Genomic DNA, 18,266 nt, shown 5'->3' on the forward strand with positions numbered 1-18,266 from the left:
CCCACCACCTGCCATCCTGGATGACACCGAACTACCACGGCTCACATCAGATTTCCTCTTACGCCGGAGCGCAGGGGGCGAAATCCTCATTCGGGTGAGTCGGATGAACCGACTCTGCGAAACCGGGACGAATTGAACGTCCCGAGTCCGCGGTGCGTTCTTCGCGTTTCAACCGAACGGGCTTATACACTTAAGCACGTCGGAACGCTTCGACCGGCCGCGGTGCGGCCGACCGTTGCCCCCACGTCGGGGGACCTTCGCATCTAACACGAATGCCGGGTTATACTTAACCCCGTCGAACTATCGGCGCCACGTCATGCGTTTTCATTGAGAGCAGTTCGCACGAGACGGACAGATCGCTGCCTCCGAAACCGGTGGAATTTCGATCCGGACAGCTCGATCAACGATCGGGATACGCCCAGAGTTATCAGTATTTTATCATAGTTTCCCGGTAACGACGCACGCGTCAAACCGGGGGTGAAGTCGGTCGTCGATCGTGCTGTGAAACGAGTATCCGCTCGCCGGCGGACGCGTACGTACGCAAGCAACCAAGGCACAACCATCGACGACCGAGCGGTCGTTTATACCACGGGCGTTTATAAGGGAGGGGGACACATATAAAAGCGAACGATGACGAACCCTGCAGATTCGATCGAGATCCAGAACGTAGTTGCATCGACGGGGATCGGCCAAGAGCTCGATTTGGAGGCGCTGGCAGAGGACCTACCGGGCGCGGACTTCAATCCGGATAACTTCCCGGGGCTCGTCTACCGGACTCAAGAACCGAAGGCGGCCGCGCTTATCTTCCGGTCGGGGAAGATCGTCTGTACGGGTGCGAAAAGTATCGACGACGTGCACGAGGCACTCGGGATCATCTTCGAGAAGCTCCGCGGACTACAGATCCCGGTCGAGGACGATCCGGACATCACCGTGCAGAACATCGTGTCGAGCGCGGACCTCGGGCACAACCTCAACCTCAACGCGCTCGCGATCGGACTCGGGCTCGAAGACGTCGAGTACGAGCCGGAGCAGTTCCCCGGTCTCGTGTACCGGATGGACGAACCGGAGGTCGTGATCCTCCTGTTCGGGAGCGGAAAGATCGTCATCACGGGCGGGAAGCGGACCGACGACGCGGAGGAAGCCGTCGAGGAGATCGTTGAACGGATCGAAGGGCTTGGCCTACTAGGGTAGCGGGACGCCCTCAGAGGGCGCTCGGATCGCGATCGAATTGCGGTGGAACGAAAGACGACGGACGACAGGTAGTCGGATCGACCGGGTCGGACTGGTTCAGTACGAATCGGTGTTGCCTTTCGTGCAGATTACTGTGAGGAGTCTTCCGTCAGCACCTCTTTGACCACGCTCGGGTCCTCCAAGAGCTGGTGTTTTGTGTAGCTCCCTTCCGCGCTCCCGCCGCTGTGTTTCGACTGTTCGATAATGTCGAGGAACGCGTGTTCCTTGAGGAGGTCACGAACGCGACGGAGCGACAGGCTGTCAGATCCCTCCTGACGGCAGATGTTCTCATAGATCTCGTACACACGGCTGGTGCGGAATCCATCCTGACGGCTGTTGGAAAGCGAGAGCAGTGCGAGCGCCTGAAGGACATACCGAGAGTGCGGCGTCGATCCCCGGATCAGTTCGCGGAATCGGTCTGTCTCCGCGCGCTCGCGTGCCTGTGTGACAAACTCCTCCCTAACAGTCGGCTCACCGTTGCTCTGTGCGATCTCGCCCGCGTATCGGAGAATATCGATGGCTTTGCGCGCGTCCCCGTGTTCGCGCGCGGCGAGCGCGGCGGCGCGCGGGACCGTCGACGGTTCGAGGACGTCGTCGTGAAACGCGTCCGCGCGTGCCTGCATGATCTCGCGGAGCTGGTTGGCGTCGTACGGGGGGAACACGAACTCCCGTTCACAGAGGCTCGATTTGACGCGCTCGTCCATGCGGTCCTTGTACTGGATCTTGTTGCTGATCCCGACGACCCCGAGCTTGCAGTCGGTGATCTTGCCGGCCTCGCCGGCCCGCGACAGCTGCATCAGGATGGCGTCGTCATCGAGTTTGTCGATCTCGTCGAGGATGATGAGAACGACGTCGTACCGCTGGTCGAGGATCCGCCAGAGCCGCTTGTAGTACGTCGACGTCGAGAGACCCTTGTCCGGGACGTTGATCCCGGTTGCGTCCGGATCGTTGACCGCGTCGGCAATGGTCTGAACCGCCTGCGTCTCGGTCGTGTCCTGCGCGCAGTCGACGTATGCAAACGTCGCGTTGACGCCTTCTTCTCCGGCCGTCGAGACGAGGCGCTTGGAGACGTACTTCGCACAGAGCGACTTCCCGGTCCCCGTCTTCCCGTAGATCAGAACGTTGCTCGGACTCTGGCCGAAAATCGCGGGATTGACCGCCGTGGCGAGATCGGCGATCTCGTCGTCGCGCCCGACGATCCGACCCTCTCCGGGGAGATGGCTGATCTCGAGGAGTTCCTTGTTCGCGAAGATCGGGTCCTCCCTAGTGAAGAGGTCGTCCGCTGCGTCCATGGGATCGACACCGTGTTTCCGGTGAAATGCGTTCCGCTTCGGACGTGACGAGATGGGATTTGAGACACACACCGTGTTTCCGGTGAAATGGGGCGGTTAGGGGTGGGGACCGGTGGGTCGGCGGGGGAGACAGGAGGAGGGCATAGAACGGGTGTCGAGATTACGGCAGTCAGGTTCACCGGAAACCCGGTGTCATCAATGGGGTCTACCTCGCCGAGAAATGCGAGAACACAGGCAGAAACACGGGCACAAAATGGATATGAGTGATAGTAAATATGAGAGATAGTGAACGTGAGTGGACACAAGCTACGGTGGGAACGACAGACCGGATTTCCGATGAAACCCGACTTCCAACGGGATCCTTCCCTCATAAACATCGGTCTCCGATGAGACTCCACTTTTCGATAAGACCCGATCGTCGATCGTCGATCAAATTCAGTTTCCAGTGAAGACATCGCCTTCGGCTCTATATCTTATTTTACTTTTGGCTTGACGAACTATACTCAAAAATCACTTATAGTTTTTTCCTATTTCATCCGAGGATGTTTGACGGTTTATTCGGGATGCGAAACGCGAGTTAACCGCTCGAAGCCGCCCCCACAAACCTCCCATCTCCAACCAGCCCCGTTTCACCGGAAATACGGTGTGTCTCTCAAACGATCGTAGTCAGTCAAGTCCCCAGGTCAGTCAAGTCCCCAGTAGACAATACGCCCGTCACCGAGGTTGGTCACGGGCTTCGTCCCGAGTTTTGTCATATAGAACGAGAAACGACGATGAACAACGAGAGAAACAACGAGAACCCGAACGTAACGTGGTGCTGCAGGTATAACCATGATTGTTGCGGGTACCTTAGCTGCGAATACCCGCAAGTACCGAACCGAAGTCGGGTTCTTTACTCCTGTGCGTCGACGACCGCCACGCTGGCTAAGTTAACGATGTCTTTGACCTCGTCCCCTCGCTGGAGGACGTGGACGGGCTCGTCCATCCCGACCAGCATCGGGCCGATCGCTTCCGCTCCGCCGAGTCGCTGGAGCAGTTTGTAGCCGATGTTCCCGGCTTCGAGGTTCGGGAACACGAGGACGTTCGCGGCCTCGTCGAGCTCCGAGAACTCGTAGGTGTCGTTGAGGATATCGTCGACGACCGCGGTGTCGGCCTGCATCTCACCGTCGACGGGGAAGTCAACCTCCCCATCCTCGTGGAGGATATCGACCGCCTCGCGGGGCTTCTGAGTCCCCTCATTGTCGACGCTCCCGAAGTTGGAGTACGAGAGCATCGCCGCGCGCGGCTCGACGTTGAACCGACGGGCGAGATCGGCGGTGTGACGGGTGATCTCCGCGAGCGTCTCCGCGTCGGGGTCCTGGTTGACCGTGGTGTCGGCACAGAAGATGACTCGGTTTTTGAACGTGAGCATGTACACGCCGGCGACGGTATCGGTGTCGTCCGCGGAGCCGACGACCTGCAGCGGCGGCCTGAGCGCCGACGGGTAGTGATGCGTCAGTCCCGTGAGCATCGCGTCGACGTCTCCCGACTTCACCATGACGCTTCCGAGGTAGTTCGTGTCTCGCCGGACCAGCTCGTTCGCCTCCCGACTCGTGATTCCCTTCCGCTTGCGCAGTTGGTAGAGTTGATCTCCGTACGCGGACACGTCGCGGTCGTCGGGATCGACGATCTCCGGACGGAACGAGAGTCCGAGGCGGTCGGCGGTTCGGGCGATCTCGTCGGCGTCGCCGAGCAGCACCGGCTCAGCGATTCCCTGCTCGGAGAGCTGGTAGGCCGCGCGGATCATCTTCTCGTCGGTCCCCTCCGCGAGCGCGATGCGCTTCGGATCGCTTTTCGCCTTGTTCAACACGACCCGCATCATCTCGCGGGATTTTCCGAGCCGCGCTTCCAGCCGTTCTCGGTACTGTTCGAGGTCGATCTCGGTCCGCGCCGACCCGGAGTCCATCGCCGCCTTCGCGACGCTCGGTGCGACCTCGAAGAGCACGCGGGGGTCGAGGGGCTTCGGGATCACGTAATCGGGTCCGAACTGGAGTGGGTCGTCACCGTACGCCTTCACGACGGCGTCCGGTACGTCCTTGCGAGCCAACTCCGCGAGTGCCTCCGCGGCCGCCCGCTTCATTTCTTCGTTGATTTCGGTCGCGCGCACGTCGAGCGCGCCGCGGAACAGGAACGGGAACCCCAGCACGTTGTTCACCATGTTCGGGTAGTCGGACCGGCCGGTCGCCATGATCACCGTATCGTCGCGCGCGTCTTTCGCGTCCTCGTAGGTGATCTCGGGATCGGGGTTCGCCATCGCGAAGATGATCGGGTCCGACGCCATGGACCGGACCATCTCCTGCGAGACGATCCCGCCGACGGAGAGGCCGACGAACACGTCCGCGCCCTCCATCGCGTCAGCGAGGTCTCCACCCTCCCCTTCGCTGGCGAACTGGCTCTTGTACTCGTTGACATCGCCGTCCGCGACGCGCTCCTCGGTGATGATACCGGAGGAGTCGCACATCGTGATGTTCTCCTTCTTCGCACCGAGCTCGACGTAGAACCGGGCCGTCGCGATCGCGGACGCGCCCGCGCCCGAGAACACGATGTTGATCTCGGAGAGGTCCTTCCCGGAGATCTCCGTCGCGTTCATCAGCGCCGCTCCGGAGATGATCGCGGTCCCGTGCTGGTCGTCGTGGAACACGGGAACGTCCATCTCATCACGGAGCCGCTCCTCGATCTTGAAGCACTCGGGCGCCTTGATGTCCTCTAAGTTCACCCCGCCGAACGTCGGCTCCATCGCTTTCACGGCCTCGCAGAACGGGGCGACCTCGTCGATGTCGAGTTCGATGTCGAACACGTCGATGTCGGCGAAGCGCTTGAACAGCACGCCCTTCCCCTCCATGACGGGCTTCGACGCGGACGCCCCGATATTACCCAGCCCGAGCACGGCCGACCCGTTCGAGACGACCGCGACGAGGTTCCCCTTCGCCGTGTACTCGAACACCGATTCAGGGTCCGCGGCGATGTCGCGGCAGGGCGCCGCGACGCCCGGCGAGTACGCGAGCGAGAGGTCTCGCTGCGTGTTCGTCGGCTTCGTGGTCTCGATCGCGATCTTCCCCGGCGGCTCCTGTCGGTGATACTCTCTCGCGTCGTCGTCTAGTCCCATGTCTCCTCCAATTCGGTAACGGAGTAAAAAGGTATGTGAACCCGTCGAATACTGATTCGACATTCGACGATCCTCAGCGGCGAGCCTCGAAAGCGACTCAATCGAATCCGGATCGCAGTCAGTCGCGGACAGTCGAATCCGGATCGATGTCTCGGTGAAGTACCATCAGTTCCGGGTCGATTCCGCCGAGCGTGTCGACCTCGTACGCAATTACGTACGACTGGGTAACGACGCTGACCGGGAGCGTCAGCGCCACCAGCGACGCCACGGCGACGATTCCGACGATCACGACGGTCGCTATCCCGGCCGTCGTACTCACCAAGGCGCCGAGACCGCCGAGGGGGACGGCCGCAAGCAGGAGCGTACTCCCGGCGACCACAAGAACCGCCGAGCCGGCGATCACGAATGCGATCCCCTCAACGATCGCGGTTCCGAGCCGGACGAAGAAATGGACCGCGAGGTAGACGAGCAGTTCTGCCCACTCCCCGCTGATCGCGCGCCAAACCCGCCGCCATCCGTCTATCACACCGATCCCCTCGACGACCATCGCGGGGACGGCGAACTCGTAGGTGAGTCGGAGCGCGAGCGTCGCGATTAGGACAACGACACTCCCGAGGAGTCCGAGAACAACCGCAGGGCCGATCGAGAGCGATCCTGCCGCCGCCGCGAACGAGTCGACGGGCGCCCACCCGATCGACATCTCGCCCGCAACGCCGACGAGCACCGCTACGGCGACGGGTAAGACAGCGATCAACCACAGGAGGGCGGAGACGACGAACAGTCCGACCGCCTGTCGGAGCCGACCGAGAAACGGCCGCCATAGCCGCACCTCGTTCGTCTGGAGCGCGTCGTAGAAGACCAGCCGAAGGGACAGCGAGGCCACCGAGAGCGCGACCACGCCGACGATCGCGACCACCGCGACGACCGCGACGGCGACGATCAGCTGATCGTCCGCCGTACCGGCGAGGAGGTCCGAAACAACGGTGTCGAGCTCCATGGTGTCGAACCCCGCGGTGTCGGGAGCCGCGGGAACCGACACGCCGGCGTTCGCACCGCCGCCCATCAGGAGGACGAGGAGAGCGAGTTTCGCCCAGCGAACGAGGCTAAACGGGAACAGGAACCGACGAGTGGCCTCGACGGCGTCGTCTACGGCTTCGACGGCGTGCCAACCCATGGGCCTCGATTCACCGGGGACGCATATATAATGTGACGGGCGGAAGATCGGTCCCTGCAGCCCGACCGGATCGTCCACCCGTCACGCTCTCCACCCATCGCGACCCACAGCCCTTTACGCCGAACGAGACGAAGTGGCTCGCATGAAGGTCCGCGGCGAACGGGAGTGCCGGAAGTGCGGCGCGCGCTGGTCGTACTACGAGACGGGGTCCGTCGAGTGTCCCGACTGCGGGGCCCTCCGGAGCGTCGGCGTCGACGACAGGACCGCCCACACCGACGCGCCGGCGACCCTCGATCTGACCCCCCACCGCGCCCGGTTCGGTGACGCCCGCGGGACGCTCCCCGAGGAGGGCGTCGACGACCTCAAGGCCGACCTCCGCGAGTACGTCCGCAAGCGGGGGTTCATCCGCGGCGGAGAACTGCTCCCGCTCGATGACACCTACCTCGCCGCCCGCGAACTGCTAGAGGCGGTCGACCTGTACGATCGACTCCGCGATCCAACCGACCGCGACAGGGAGTACCTCCTCAGCCTGCTCGCCGGCGCCGACAACGGCGACCGACCGGAGACCGAGGCGGTCCCCGACTCCCTCCGCGAGGCGCGGGGGATGGCGGCGGTCCGCGCGGTCGACGAGTATCGGACCGATCTCCTCGCGTTTCTCGACGAACTCGCCGGGATCGAGCGGGCAGACACCAACGGAGCCGACGGAAGCGGAGCCGATAGCAGTGACGACTCTTCCGCTCCCACGGTCTCCGTCGCGGGCGACGACCCGCTCGCCCGGATTGATCGCGCGCGAGCGCTCCTCGAACGCCTCCGAGACCGGACGAAGCGCGCCGAGGCGCTCACGGGTGACGTGCCGCCGGGCGACGCCGACGCCCTCGTCGACGCAGCGAACGCGCTCGGCGAGTACGTCAGGACCGGCGACGAGACTCCCCTCGACCGGGCTCGCGATCGGCTCGCGGACGCCGAGACGTGACCGGTATCGCCACCGAGACGTGATCGCTCCCGACGCCGAAATGTAATCAGGACTGATACTCGCGGAGTCACGTTCAACTACCGGCCCGAGGATTCTCGGCACATGCCGCGCTTCGACGTGCACGACCACCGCCACGCGCTGAAACAGCTCAAGGACACGGGCGCGACGAGCCTCTGGGAGAACCGGAAGGACGTGGCGTGTCCGGTGTGCGGCGACCCGTTCGACCGGCTGTTCACCACCCGAGATACCGGGACGACCTTCCCAGAGAACGACGGCGCGCGCTTCTGCCTCCTCCGCGACGAGGACGCGATCCACCTGTTCCGGCACTGATTCTCTGTCACTTCGCTCTCCGCTCCCTGCTCCCGCCCTCAGTCGTCGCCCGCGGGGTCGACGCCCGGCGCCGGGTCGTCGATGTACCGTTCCGTCCACGTCCCGCGCGCGAACCACGCGACGGCGACGGCCGCGCCGAGGATGTTCCCGAGCGCCATTCCCACCCAGATCCCCGTCTCGCCCCAGCCGGCGACGAAGACGAGGTAGGCCACGCTGGCGACCCGCCCGACCCAGAGGGTGAGGATCGAGATCACCATCGCAGTCTTCGTGTTGCCGGCCCCGCGGAACGCGCCGAGGATCACCTGCGAGACGCCGATGAAGGCGAACTCCACCGACCGGATCCGCACGTACTCGACCGCGGACGCGACGGTCGCGGGCGCGTCGGGCACGTCTCCGAGGAAGGCGCCGACGATCGGCTCCGTGAACGTCACGGCGACGACCGCGACGAGGAACATCACTCCGGCGCCGGTCGCGGCGGCGAGCTTGACCGACCGCGTCGCGCGGTCCGCCCGGTTCGCGCCGAGATTCTGCCCGACCATCGTGTCGATCGCGCGCCCGAGCCCCATCGCGGGGAGGAACACGAGCGAGATGAGCCGGTTCCCGAGCCCGTAGGCCGCCACCACCGGCGGGGAGAACGTGACCACCATCGCGGTGAGCGTGATCATCGCGAGCGCGCTGGTCGTCTGTTCGACGCTGGAGGGAAGCCCCAGCCGGAAGATGTCCTCGATGAACCCGAGGTCCGGACGAAGGTGGCTCAGGGAGACCGCCGGTCCCAGCCCCGTGGCGAACAGCAGCCAGATCCCGATCGCGGTGGCGACTCCCCGCGAAAAGATCGTCGCTATCGCGGCCCCCTCGATCCCGTATCCGGTGAATCCGGTGGCTGCGAACAGGGTCTCCTGAATCCCCACCGGATCGAGCGCCGCGACGAGCGGCACCGCCGCCAGCCACTCGAACAGCGGGTTCGCCGAGAACCCGAAGATGAGGAACGGGTCAAGGAGGACGTTTAAGATGACCGAGACGAGCATCACCGCCATCGGCGTCCGAGTGTCGCCGTATCCCCGCATCAGCGCGGAGAACACGAAGAACCCGAACATCAGCGGGATACCGGCAAAGATGACTTCCATGTAGTCGGCCGCGAGGGGGATCACGGTCGCCGCCGTGTCGGGGTCGCTCGGCAGAATTTCGAGCGCCGGGCGGGTGTAGAAGTACCCGCCGATTCCGATGAGCACCGACAACACGGCGACGCTGAAGATGGTCTGACCCGCGACGAGCCCGGCGGACCGGTCCCCGTCGGCGCCGGTGTACTGCGCGACGAGGATCGCTCCCGCCGTCGTGAAGCCGCCGGCGACCGCGATGAGCAGGAAGATCAGGGGGAACGCGAGGCTGATCGCGCCGACCGCCTCGGCCGACAGTCGCCCGAGGTACAGCGTGTCGACGACGTTGTACATCACCTGCAGCAGCTGGATAACCACGATCGGCCACGCGAGGTGGAACAGCGGCCGGATCAGGCTCCCCTCGGTGATCGACTCCTCCGACACGCGGTCGTCGGAGGGGTCGGCGGGACCGCCGCCGGCCGCGTCGTTACTGTTCGTCTCGTCGATCGTTTCGTCGATCGTTCCGTCGTCGCCGGCGTCATCGGCGGAATCTGGACCTGAACCGCCAAACTCCGAAGGCGACTCAGACTGGTCTTCGGAGGGCTCGTCGCTCACTGACTTATAAATAGGTGCCTCGGTCTATCAGGCTTCCGGTTCCTCGGAAGCGACCGTCACAGCGCGTGTCAGGCGTGAACACCACCGATAGCCGCCGGAGTCGGCGCCGCCAGCGGGGTTACCGATCGCCGCCGGAGCTACCGTCGCCGCCGGCGTCAGGTCTCGACGGTGGCTCTTCTCGAGTCGGCGTCGCGTCCGCGCGGTCGTCCGCCTCGGTCTCGTCTTCTCGCGCCCCGGTCTCGTCCCCTCGCGCCTCACCGGCGCCTCGACCCTCCGGATCGGGCTTGTCGCCGGCGCGCTCGCCCTCCGGACGACCGTTCTCCGGGCCGCCGACCCGAGCGACCCCGGAGGTGTCGTCGAAGACGAGGTGGCGGTGTGGGTACGCCATCTCCACGTCGGCGTCCCTGAGCCGCTCGCGAATCCGGATGTTCACGTCGGACTGGACCTTCGCGAGCTTGTACGGCTTCTTCACCCAGTACCGGAGGCGAAGGAGGACGCCGTCATCCCCGAACTCGTGGATCCGGCAGTCCGGGCCGGCCATGTAGCGCGCGACGCCGATCCGGATGTCGGGACCGCCGTCGATCACCGCGTCGCAGTCTCGCGCCGCGCGCTCGATGAGCCGCCGGGCCTCCGAGACGTCGCTCTCGTAGGTGACGAGTACCTCGGTCGTCCGCCGGGTCCGCTCGTCCTCGGCGGAGTAGTTTGTCACGTCGCGCTCGCGCATCGTCCCGTTCGGCACGACGATGAACGTGTTGTCGAGCGTGAATATCTTGGTGTACCGGATCGTGATGTCCTCGACGAACCCGGTCGTCCCGTTCTCCAACTCGATCATGTCGCCGATCTCGAAGGGTTGGTCCGCGAGGATGAACACGCCGTTGATGAAGTTCCCGACGAGCGGCGCGAGGATGATCCCGATCACGGCGGAGAAGACGGCGGTCCCCACGAGGAGGTCGGTGAAGCGGAACCCGCCGGCCCAGAGGCCGACGAGCAGCGAGAACGTGATCGTTCCGACGCGGACGCCCCTGACGATCGTCTGCGCGACGCTCTGTCTCGAGACGCGACGCGCGACGGGGCGGCCGATGAGCCGCACGAGGAACTTGGAGACGAGGACGCCGACCGCGACCGACAGGATCACGAGCAGCAGCCGCCCGCCTGCGGACCCGAAGACGCCGCGGAGCACGTCCGCGAACCGCGTGATCCAGTTCGCGATCGACGCGATTCCTCCGGACTGTGCCATAGCGAACCCGCCGTCGCCCACCCGAAAAAGCGTTTCTCCCGACGACCGCCGGACGCCGACCGTTTCTCCCGACGACTGCCGGGTGTCGCCCGCCGCGGCGTCGCGCACCCGTTGGCCAACCACTAACACGTTCCCCCGCGAAGCGGGCTTATGCCGAACTCCGCACCCGGCGGCCCGTCTTTCAGCGTCACACACGACTCCGCGCCGAGCGACGTGCTCGTCGCCGGATTCTCGTCGTTCGGACTCGCCGGGCTGACCGCCGTCGACTACCTCGTCGAGAACCTCGAACTCGAACAGTCGGGATTCGTCCGCGCCGAGGGGCTCCCCTCGATCACGCCCTTCGAGAAGGGGCGCCCGCGTCACCCGATCCGCCTGTACTCGGCGGAAAACCTAGACGTCACCGTGCTCGTGGCCGAGCAGTTCGTCCCGCCCGCGCTCGGTGAGCGGCTCGCGGCGGCGGTCCTCGACTGGACGGAGTCGGCGGGCGTCTCGGAGATTGCCGTGCTCTCCGGGGTTCCCCTCCCCCACGGCCCGGACGCGCACCGTACCTTCCACGTCGCGACGGAGGACTATCACGAGCGGCGCCTCGACGACGACCGGGTCCCGCCGATGGAATCGGGGTTCCTCGACGGAACGAGCGCCTCACTGCTCGAACGGGGGATCGACTCGCCGCTCGGCGTCGGCGTGTTCATCACGCCGGTCCACGCGCAGGCGCCGGACGCCGACGCCGCGGTGCGGCTCGTGGACACGATCGACGAGACGTACGAGCTGGGCGTCGACTCGGGGCCGCTGGCGTCGTTCGCGGCCGACGTGCGCCGCCACTACGAGGACCTGGCCGAGCGGATCGAGGAGCGCGAGCCGGACGGAACGTATGATCGAATGTACATGTAAAACGCGACTCTGAAAACGCGTGCTACTCGGCTCATAGTAAAAACCTATACCGGAGGACCGCCTCGACACGCCTATGACCGACGATCTCCGCGGCACCCTCGACCGCGTCGGGGACCGCTTCAACCTCGGCGAGTACGAGATCGACGCGTACCTCGCCGTGCTCGAACACGGCGAGCTGACCGCGAGCGACATCGCCGACCGGACCGACATCCCGCAGCCGCGCGTGTACGACACGGTCCGGAGCCTCTCTGACCGGGGGCTCGTCGAGCTCCGCGAGTCGCGGCCGATGAAGATCGTCGCCGTCGATCCGGACGACGCGTTCGGCGACCTCCGGTCGTCGTTCGCGGAGATGGTGGACGAACTGGAGGCGCGCTACACCGCACCGACCCGCGAGACCGAGGCGGTCTCGCTGGTGAAGTCGCGGTCGACGATCCTCCGGTATCTCGAAGAGGTGATCGCCGGCGCCGAGTACGAGCTGGCGCTCTCGCTGACGCCGGGGCTGCTCCGCCGCTTCCGCGACGAACTCGCGGCGAAGGTCCAGGCGGGCGTCAGCGTCGAACTCCTCGTCACGCCCGCGTCGCGGGCGCCCGACCCGGAGGAGTTCGACTACCTGGAGGTCGCGACCATCGCCCGCGCGCGCCGCGGGATCACCACGCCCATCCTCGCCGTCGGCGACGGCGAGTACTCCGTGTACGCCACGCAGGACGCGCTTCGCGACGACCGCGAGCGCTACGGCGTCATCTTCAACCGCTCCGCGCTCGGGTTCCTCGTCTCCGGCTTCTTCGGCACGGTCCTGTGGACGACCGCCGAGACGCTCGCCGCCGACGGGGCCGCCCGCCCGTTCCCGCGTCGCTACGCCTCGATCCGCCGCGCGGTCAAGGACGTCCGCGAGTTCGAGGGCGAAACGTTCTACGCGACCGTCGAGGGGCGCGACATCGAGACGGGCGACTCGGTGACCGTGCGGGGTCGCGTCGTCGACCTCGCGTTCGAGGACACCGAGGAGGTGGCGTCGCTCACCGTCGAGACCGAGACGGGTCGAGTCGACATCGGTGGTCGCGTCGCCTCTTTGGAAGACATCGAGGGACAGGAGATCGTCATCGGCCGGGACGAGCCGCCCGCGCTGTGATCGGCGCGCGACCAGCGTCGTGATCGGCGCGCCACTCGCCTCGCTCTTGCTGACCCGTCCGCGCTGTGATTTTTCAACCCCCGAGGCCGCCCGACCCGGATGGATCACACGACGCTGGGGGACACGCGAGCGACCGTGTCCCTGTGTCGCCGTAACACACTTAAGAGCACACTCTGTACCAGTACCCAGTGGCATCCCGACAGGGCGGGCCGGGAGACGCGGAGTCATCCCGTCCCGGATCGACGGAGCGTCGGACCGCGTCCACGACCGCGCCGGCGGGGTCTCGCCGGCGGGCGGCGACGAGATCGGATTCCCTCCCGCACGGGACCGACCCGGAGGTCCCCCGAAGCCGGAACCCGACAGCGGAGAAACGCCCCTCGGCCGGCAGAACGCCCGAGGACCCGCCGGTCCGCGACCCCGGGCGATACGCCCTCACCGATCACTTCCGCGAGCGGTTGGAACAGCCCGGTCGGTACGTCTCGACACGGACCGTCAGCGACGCGATCCGGCAGGGCCAACTCCGCTGGAACCGGACCGACGGCTGGCGGTTCGCCCTCGTCGACGGCGGGATCCGGTTCGTCGTCGTCGTGAGCGACACGGAGACGAACTCCCCGGTCGTCGTCACCGGCTGGACCGAGGTGGCAGACCGCGAGGCGGCCCTCGACGCCCCCCGGTGGGACCCCGTCGACGTCGACACAATCGCCGTGCGGGCGGCGCTGAGCGAGTCCGCCTCGACGCCGATCCCCGACCGGATCCGCCCCCGGACCGTGACGCGCCCCTTCGTCGTCGGCGACCACCGGCTCGAAACGGATCCGGGCGAGCCGTTCGTCCGCTGTACGGCCTGCGGCTGCCGGTTCCGGTCGAAGGACGCGATCACCGGCCGCGGCTGTCACGGTCGCTCCGGTCGCTGAAGCTCTGACACTTCCCCGCCCGCGGACGCTATCCATTTCCCCCTCGCGACCGAACCCGACGTAATGACCGACGACTCCGGCGACCCTGACCCCGACGCCGGCGACGCCCCCGACGTGCCCGATCCCGACGCCGGCGATGCGTCCGATTCGGACCCCGATTCTCCGGACGACGGCGCCGTAGAAGAACTCTCGCTCGACCGCTTCCATGAGGCGTTGGAGGCCGAGGAGCGCCCGGTCGCGACCGCGAGCGAGGTCGCGAGACGGCTCGGCACCTCGCAGGCGACCGCGCGCGACGCCCTCGCGGCGCTGGTTGACCGCGGCGACGTGGACCGGCTCGACGTCGAGAGCGATCCCGTTGTTTTCTACCCGACCGACTGGGGCCGACTGGCGACCCGCGAGCGCGTCGTCGCGTTCCCCGACCGCCGAGAGATCGTGGTCGACCGCCCGACGCAGTTCACCCGCGCGCGGCTCTCGCAGTTCGCTCACCTCGTCGACACCACCGGCACCGAGCCCGGCACGCGCGGCTACCTCTACCGGATCCGCCAGGAGGACGTGTGGGCCGCGCCGTTCGACGACGCCGACGGCCTGATCGCAAGCCTCCGCTCGGTGCTTCCCCGCCGATTCGACCACCTCGAGGAGTGGGTCCGCGACCAGTGGCGCCGCGCGCACCGCTTTCGCCTATATACCCACGAGGACGGATACGTCGTCTTACAGGCCGCCTCCGAGAGCCTGATGGGGAACGTCGCGGACCAGCACCTCGACGACGACCACCTCCGCGCGCCCATCTCCGAGACGGAGGCGTGGGTCAACGAGGACGCCGTCGCCGCGGTGAAACGCGCCCTCTACGACGCCGGCTACCCGGTCGAGGACGACCGCGACCTCGACGTGGGCGACCCCGTCGACATCGACCTGACGACCGACCTCCGAGAGTATCAGGAGACGTGGGTCGAGACCTTCCTCGACGCGCGCTCGGGGGTGTACGTCGGCCCGCCCGGCTCCGGCAAGACCGTCGCGGCCATCGCGACCATCGCCGCGGTCGGCGGCGAGACCCTGATTCTGGTTCCCTCCCGCGAGCTCGCCGGGCAGTGGCGCGAGGAGCTGCTCGAGCACTCCACGATCGATCCGGCCGACATCGGACTGTACCACGGCGGACAGAAGGAGATCCGGCCGGTCACGATCGCGACCTACCAGATCGCCGGGATGGACCGCCACCGGGCCCTGTTCGACTCCCGAAAGTGGGGGTTGATCTGCTTCGACGAGTGTCTGACCGGAGATACCATCGTTGAAACACCGTCTGGGAGAACGACGTTCGATGAACTCGATGAGAGATATGAGTTGGAGAATGGGTGGACGACAGATATCGATCTCTCGGTCCGCACTTTTAGTCGAGAGCGGGGCACGTATCGGTTCACTCCCGTCACGGGTATCTATAAATCGACGGCACCGGTCGAACGGATCGAAACACGCCAGGGATACCCGATAACGGCGACTGCGGGACACACTCACTTCGTCTTCGACCCCGAGTCTGCACGTATTTCGAAGCAAAAGGGTGTCTCTGAGGGTGATTTCATTGTTAGACCGCAAACAGAGTCGAAGAATTATACGGAGACGAACGCGTCCAGCACCGCATCTGCCGAACTGCTTGGCTGGTTCCTCGGAGACGGTCACCGAGATCGCCACGGACATGCAAAGTTCTCGTTCGCACGGAATAAGCGGGAACAGATAGGTATACTCGAAGATCTGTGTGACCGTCTCGGGCTCGAATACTCGGTGTTCGAGAACAGTAGGGGTGACCTCACGCTGTGGTCGAAACGCTTTGCAGACAAACTTCCGTGGGATATCCCGTCCGGGAGTAAGGCGGGGAGAGTGACTGTTCCGTCGGAAGCATACGGATGGTACCCAGACCAAGTCGGTGCGCTGTTGAGGGGACTATTCGATGCTGAGGGCTCTGTTGATAAGAAGGGACGAATACAGTTCAACACGGTCTCAGAACGACTCGCGAAAGACGTCGTCTTGCTTCTACAGCACCTAGGAATCCCGTCGAGATATCTCAAGATAGACCGAGATGCTCCTCACAGCGATCTGTATCGAATACTGATCGCCTCGCGGTACGGCGTGTTGTTCTCTGAGAAAGTCGGATTTAGATTACAACATAAATCGGAGCGGATCTCAGTTGGCAAGACACCTGCAACGGGGGTTCCTGTTGGAACATATCTAAAACGGATCAAAGACGACGTGGAACTCTCGAACGAACAGATTGCAGATATGACCGACGTCTCCCGACAAACGATCGGAGATGTCATTCGTGGAAACAACCGTCTGGGGCAACGGCATCTGAGTTCCCTCGCTGAGGGGCTTCGAAAATACGCACAAACGGATCCAATTTCAACCAATTTGATGCGTGAAGATAATAACGTCACATACGCGGAAATCGGCGACAAAATAGATGTCTCAACCGGTCATGCGTACACTCTGGTTGGCCAAGGAGATGAACAAACAGAGAAAGTGATCGGTGAATGTGACCAAATGACCCGTATAAAGGCATCCAAGCATGCAGATCGGTTGGATCAGCTCGTAGATTTACAGATCGTCGAAGTCACATCGGTCACGGAACAAGGGGTTGAGACGGTGTATGACTTCGAGACACAGGATCACACGTTCGTCGCAAATGGCTATCTAACGCACAACTGCCACCATATCACGGCGCCGGTGTTCTCCCGGTCCGCCGAACTCCAGACCAAACACCGCCTCGGCCTCTCGGCCACGCCGGTCCGCGAGACAGGCAGCGAGGAGGAGATATACACCCTGATCGGTCGGCCGATCGGCGCGGACTGGGACGAGCTGTTCGAGGCCGGCTTCGTCCAGGAGCCGGAGGTGGAGATACGGTACGTCCCGTGGCGCGACGAGATGGCGCGCAACGAGTACGCCAGCGCCGACGGCCGAGAGCGACGCCGGCTCGCGGCCGAGAACCCGGCGAAGATCGAGGAGATCCGATACCTGCTGGCCGCCCATCGCGACAAGAAGGCGCTCGTGTTCATCGAGTACCTCGATCAGGGCGAGGCGATCGCCGACGCGCTCGGCGTCCCCTTCATCAGCGGCGAGACGCCCCACTACGAGCGCGCGGAGCTGTTCCGGCGGTTCCGCGACGACGGGGAGTCGTCCGACTCCGACCGCGACGGCGTCGACGCCCTCGTCGTCTCCCGGGTCGGCGACGAGGGAATCGACCTCCCGAACGCCGAACTCGCGGTCGTCGCCAGCGGGCTCGGCGGCTCGCGGCGACAGGGGTCTCAGCGCGCGGGCCGCACCATGCGGCCGGCCGGCTCCGCGCTCGTGTACGTCCTCGCGACCCGCGGGTCGAGCGAGGAGGAGTTCGCGCAACGGCAGATGCGCCACCTCGCGCGCAAGGGGATTCGGGTGCGGGAAACGAACGTGGCGGAGTAGGGGGTCGGCCGGCGCTGAATCACTCCAGCGCGTCCCGCAGCGCCTTCGCCCCCTGCTCGATCGATGCGATCGGATCTTCGGGATCGTCGTGTTCGTAGACGAGCCACTCGGCATCTGCACGCTGCGCGCTCGCGACGACCGCGCCGAGGTCCACGTCGCCCTCACCGAGCGCGACCGACTCACCGCGGGCGGCGTCGGCGTCGGCGGCGTGAACGTGGGTGATCCGATCCGCGTGTCGGTCGATCAGCGCGGCGGGGTCCGACCCGCCCACGAGCGCCCACCCCACGTCGATCTCGAACCCGACGCGGTCATCGGTTCGGTCGATCAGGCGCTCGATCGCGGGCGCGCCGTCGACCGTCGCGAACTCCTGATCGTGGTTGTGGTACGCGAGGCGAACGTCTTCAGCGCCGAGGGCCGCTGCGAGGCCGTCAAGCCGCGTCGCGACCGCGTCGACCGCGGCAGCGCTCTCGAAGTGTTCCGGATCGAGCCACGGAACAACGAGGGTGTCGACGCCGAGCCGGTCGTAGAAGTCGACGGTCTCGTCGAACCCGTCCTCCAACGCCTCGCTCGGAGCGTCTTCCAACGCCTCGATCGGGACGTGCGCGGACGCGGCGTCCAGACCGTTCCGATCGAGGGCGGCGATCACCTCCTCGACCGGCGACTCGCGCACCCGGTAGGCGAACTCCACCCCGTCGTAGCCCGCCGCACCCACCCGGTCGAGGAGCTCCGGGAGCGGCGCCTCGAGCGAGCGCAACGTGTACAGCAGGACCGCGATGTCGAACATACCCGCCGTCTCTCGCCCAACGA

General features: G+C 65.3%; 13 protein-coding genes. 7 read left to right on the forward strand and 6 right to left on the reverse strand.

Features of this window, described 5'->3' with window-relative positions; genetic code table 11:
* Nucleotides 1-630 precede the first annotated feature (630 nt).
* A complete protein-coding gene (locus ACP96_RS14230; protein ID WP_008848611.1) occupies nucleotides 631-1,191 on the forward strand; it encodes a TATA-box-binding protein in 561 nt (186 codons plus the stop codon).
* 128 nt (nucleotides 1,192-1,319) lie between these two features.
* On the opposite strand, the gene ACP96_RS14235 is transcribed toward ACP96_RS14230, so the two are convergent.
* The 3 genes from ACP96_RS14235 to ACP96_RS14245 all read right to left on the reverse strand — a co-directional run bounded on the left by ACP96_RS14235 (nucleotide 1,320) and on the right by ACP96_RS14245 (nucleotide 6,841).
* Complete coding sequence (locus tag ACP96_RS14235) at nucleotides 1,320-2,522, reverse strand: Cdc6/Cdc18 family protein (protein WP_050033814.1); 1,203 nt, start codon at nucleotides 2,520-2,522, stop codon at nucleotides 1,320-1,322.
* Between the two features lie 892 nt (nucleotides 2,523-3,414).
* Nucleotides 3,415-5,667, reverse strand: a complete 2,253-nt coding sequence (locus tag ACP96_RS14240; protein WP_050033815.1) for an NADP-dependent malic enzyme — start codon at nucleotides 5,665-5,667, stop codon at nucleotides 3,415-3,417.
* A 118-nt stretch (nucleotides 5,668-5,785) separates the two neighbouring features.
* Nucleotides 5,786-6,841, reverse strand: coding sequence for a DUF7544 domain-containing protein (locus tag ACP96_RS14245; RefSeq protein WP_050026427.1), 1,056 nt, complete (start codon nucleotides 6,839-6,841; stop codon nucleotides 5,786-5,788).
* A 142-nt stretch (nucleotides 6,842-6,983) separates the two neighbouring features.
* On the opposite strand from ACP96_RS14245, the gene ACP96_RS14250 reads away from it, so the two are divergent.
* Nucleotides 6,984-7,814, forward strand: coding sequence for a DUF7117 family protein (locus ACP96_RS14250; protein ID WP_050026426.1), 831 nt, complete (start codon nucleotides 6,984-6,986; stop codon nucleotides 7,812-7,814).
* Nucleotides 7,815-7,916: 102 nt separating this feature from the next.
* A complete protein-coding gene (locus tag ACP96_RS14255) occupies nucleotides 7,917-8,144 on the forward strand; it encodes a DUF7385 family protein (protein WP_050026425.1) in 228 nt (75 codons plus the stop codon).
* Between the two features lie 38 nt (nucleotides 8,145-8,182).
* On the opposite strand, the gene ACP96_RS14260 is transcribed toward ACP96_RS14255, so the two are convergent.
* Both ACP96_RS14260 and ACP96_RS14265 read right to left on the reverse strand, forming a co-directional pair.
* Nucleotides 8,183-9,853 carry an MATE family efflux transporter gene (locus tag ACP96_RS14260; protein WP_050033816.1) on the reverse strand — a complete coding sequence of 557 codons (1,671 nt, stop codon included), beginning with the start codon at nucleotides 9,851-9,853 and terminating at the stop codon, nucleotides 8,183-8,185.
* Nucleotides 9,854-9,971: 118 nt separating this feature from the next.
* Nucleotides 9,972-11,111 (reverse strand): mechanosensitive ion channel family protein, encoded by a 1,140-nt coding sequence (locus ACP96_RS14265; protein WP_050033817.1) that lies wholly within the window; start codon nucleotides 11,109-11,111, stop codon nucleotides 9,972-9,974.
* Nucleotides 11,112-11,240: 129 nt separating this feature from the next.
* On the opposite strand from ACP96_RS14265, the gene ACP96_RS14270 reads away from it, so the two are divergent.
* The 4 genes from ACP96_RS14270 (at nucleotide 11,241) to ACP96_RS18145 (ending at nucleotide 17,459) form a co-directional block, all read left to right on the forward strand.
* A complete protein-coding gene (locus tag ACP96_RS14270; protein ID WP_050033818.1) occupies nucleotides 11,241-11,981 on the forward strand; it encodes a proteasome assembly chaperone family protein in 741 nt (246 codons plus the stop codon).
* Nucleotides 11,982-12,054: 73 nt separating this feature from the next.
* Nucleotides 12,055-13,107: an HTH-type sugar sensing transcriptional regulator TrmB gene (gene trmB, locus ACP96_RS14275; RefSeq protein ID WP_050033819.1), complete on the forward strand. Its 1,053-nt coding sequence runs from the start codon at nucleotides 12,055-12,057 to the stop codon at nucleotides 13,105-13,107.
* 188 nt (nucleotides 13,108-13,295) lie between these two features.
* Nucleotides 13,296-14,018 (forward strand): hypothetical protein, encoded by a 723-nt coding sequence (locus ACP96_RS14280; protein ID WP_050025813.1) that lies wholly within the window; start codon nucleotides 13,296-13,298, stop codon nucleotides 14,016-14,018.
* Between the two features lie 63 nt (nucleotides 14,019-14,081).
* The gene (locus ACP96_RS18145; protein WP_082222580.1) at nucleotides 14,082-17,459 is read left to right on the forward strand and encodes an LAGLIDADG family homing endonuclease; all 3,378 of its coding nucleotides are present in this window, start codon (nucleotides 14,082-14,084) and stop codon (nucleotides 17,457-17,459) included.
* A 19-nt stretch (nucleotides 17,460-17,478) separates the two neighbouring features.
* Here the strand turns inward: ACP96_RS18145 and ACP96_RS14295 are convergent, their stop codons facing one another.
* On the reverse strand, nucleotides 17,479-18,243 hold the full coding sequence (locus tag ACP96_RS14295) for a sugar phosphate isomerase/epimerase family protein (RefSeq protein WP_050033820.1): 765 nt from the start codon (nucleotides 18,241-18,243) through the stop codon (nucleotides 17,479-17,481).
* Nucleotides 18,244-18,266 lie beyond the last annotated feature (23 nt).

Source organism: Halorubrum halophilum (assembly GCF_000739595.1).
Taxonomy (GTDB): Archaea; Halobacteriota; Halobacteria; order Halobacteriales; family Haloferacaceae; genus Halorubrum; species Halorubrum halophilum.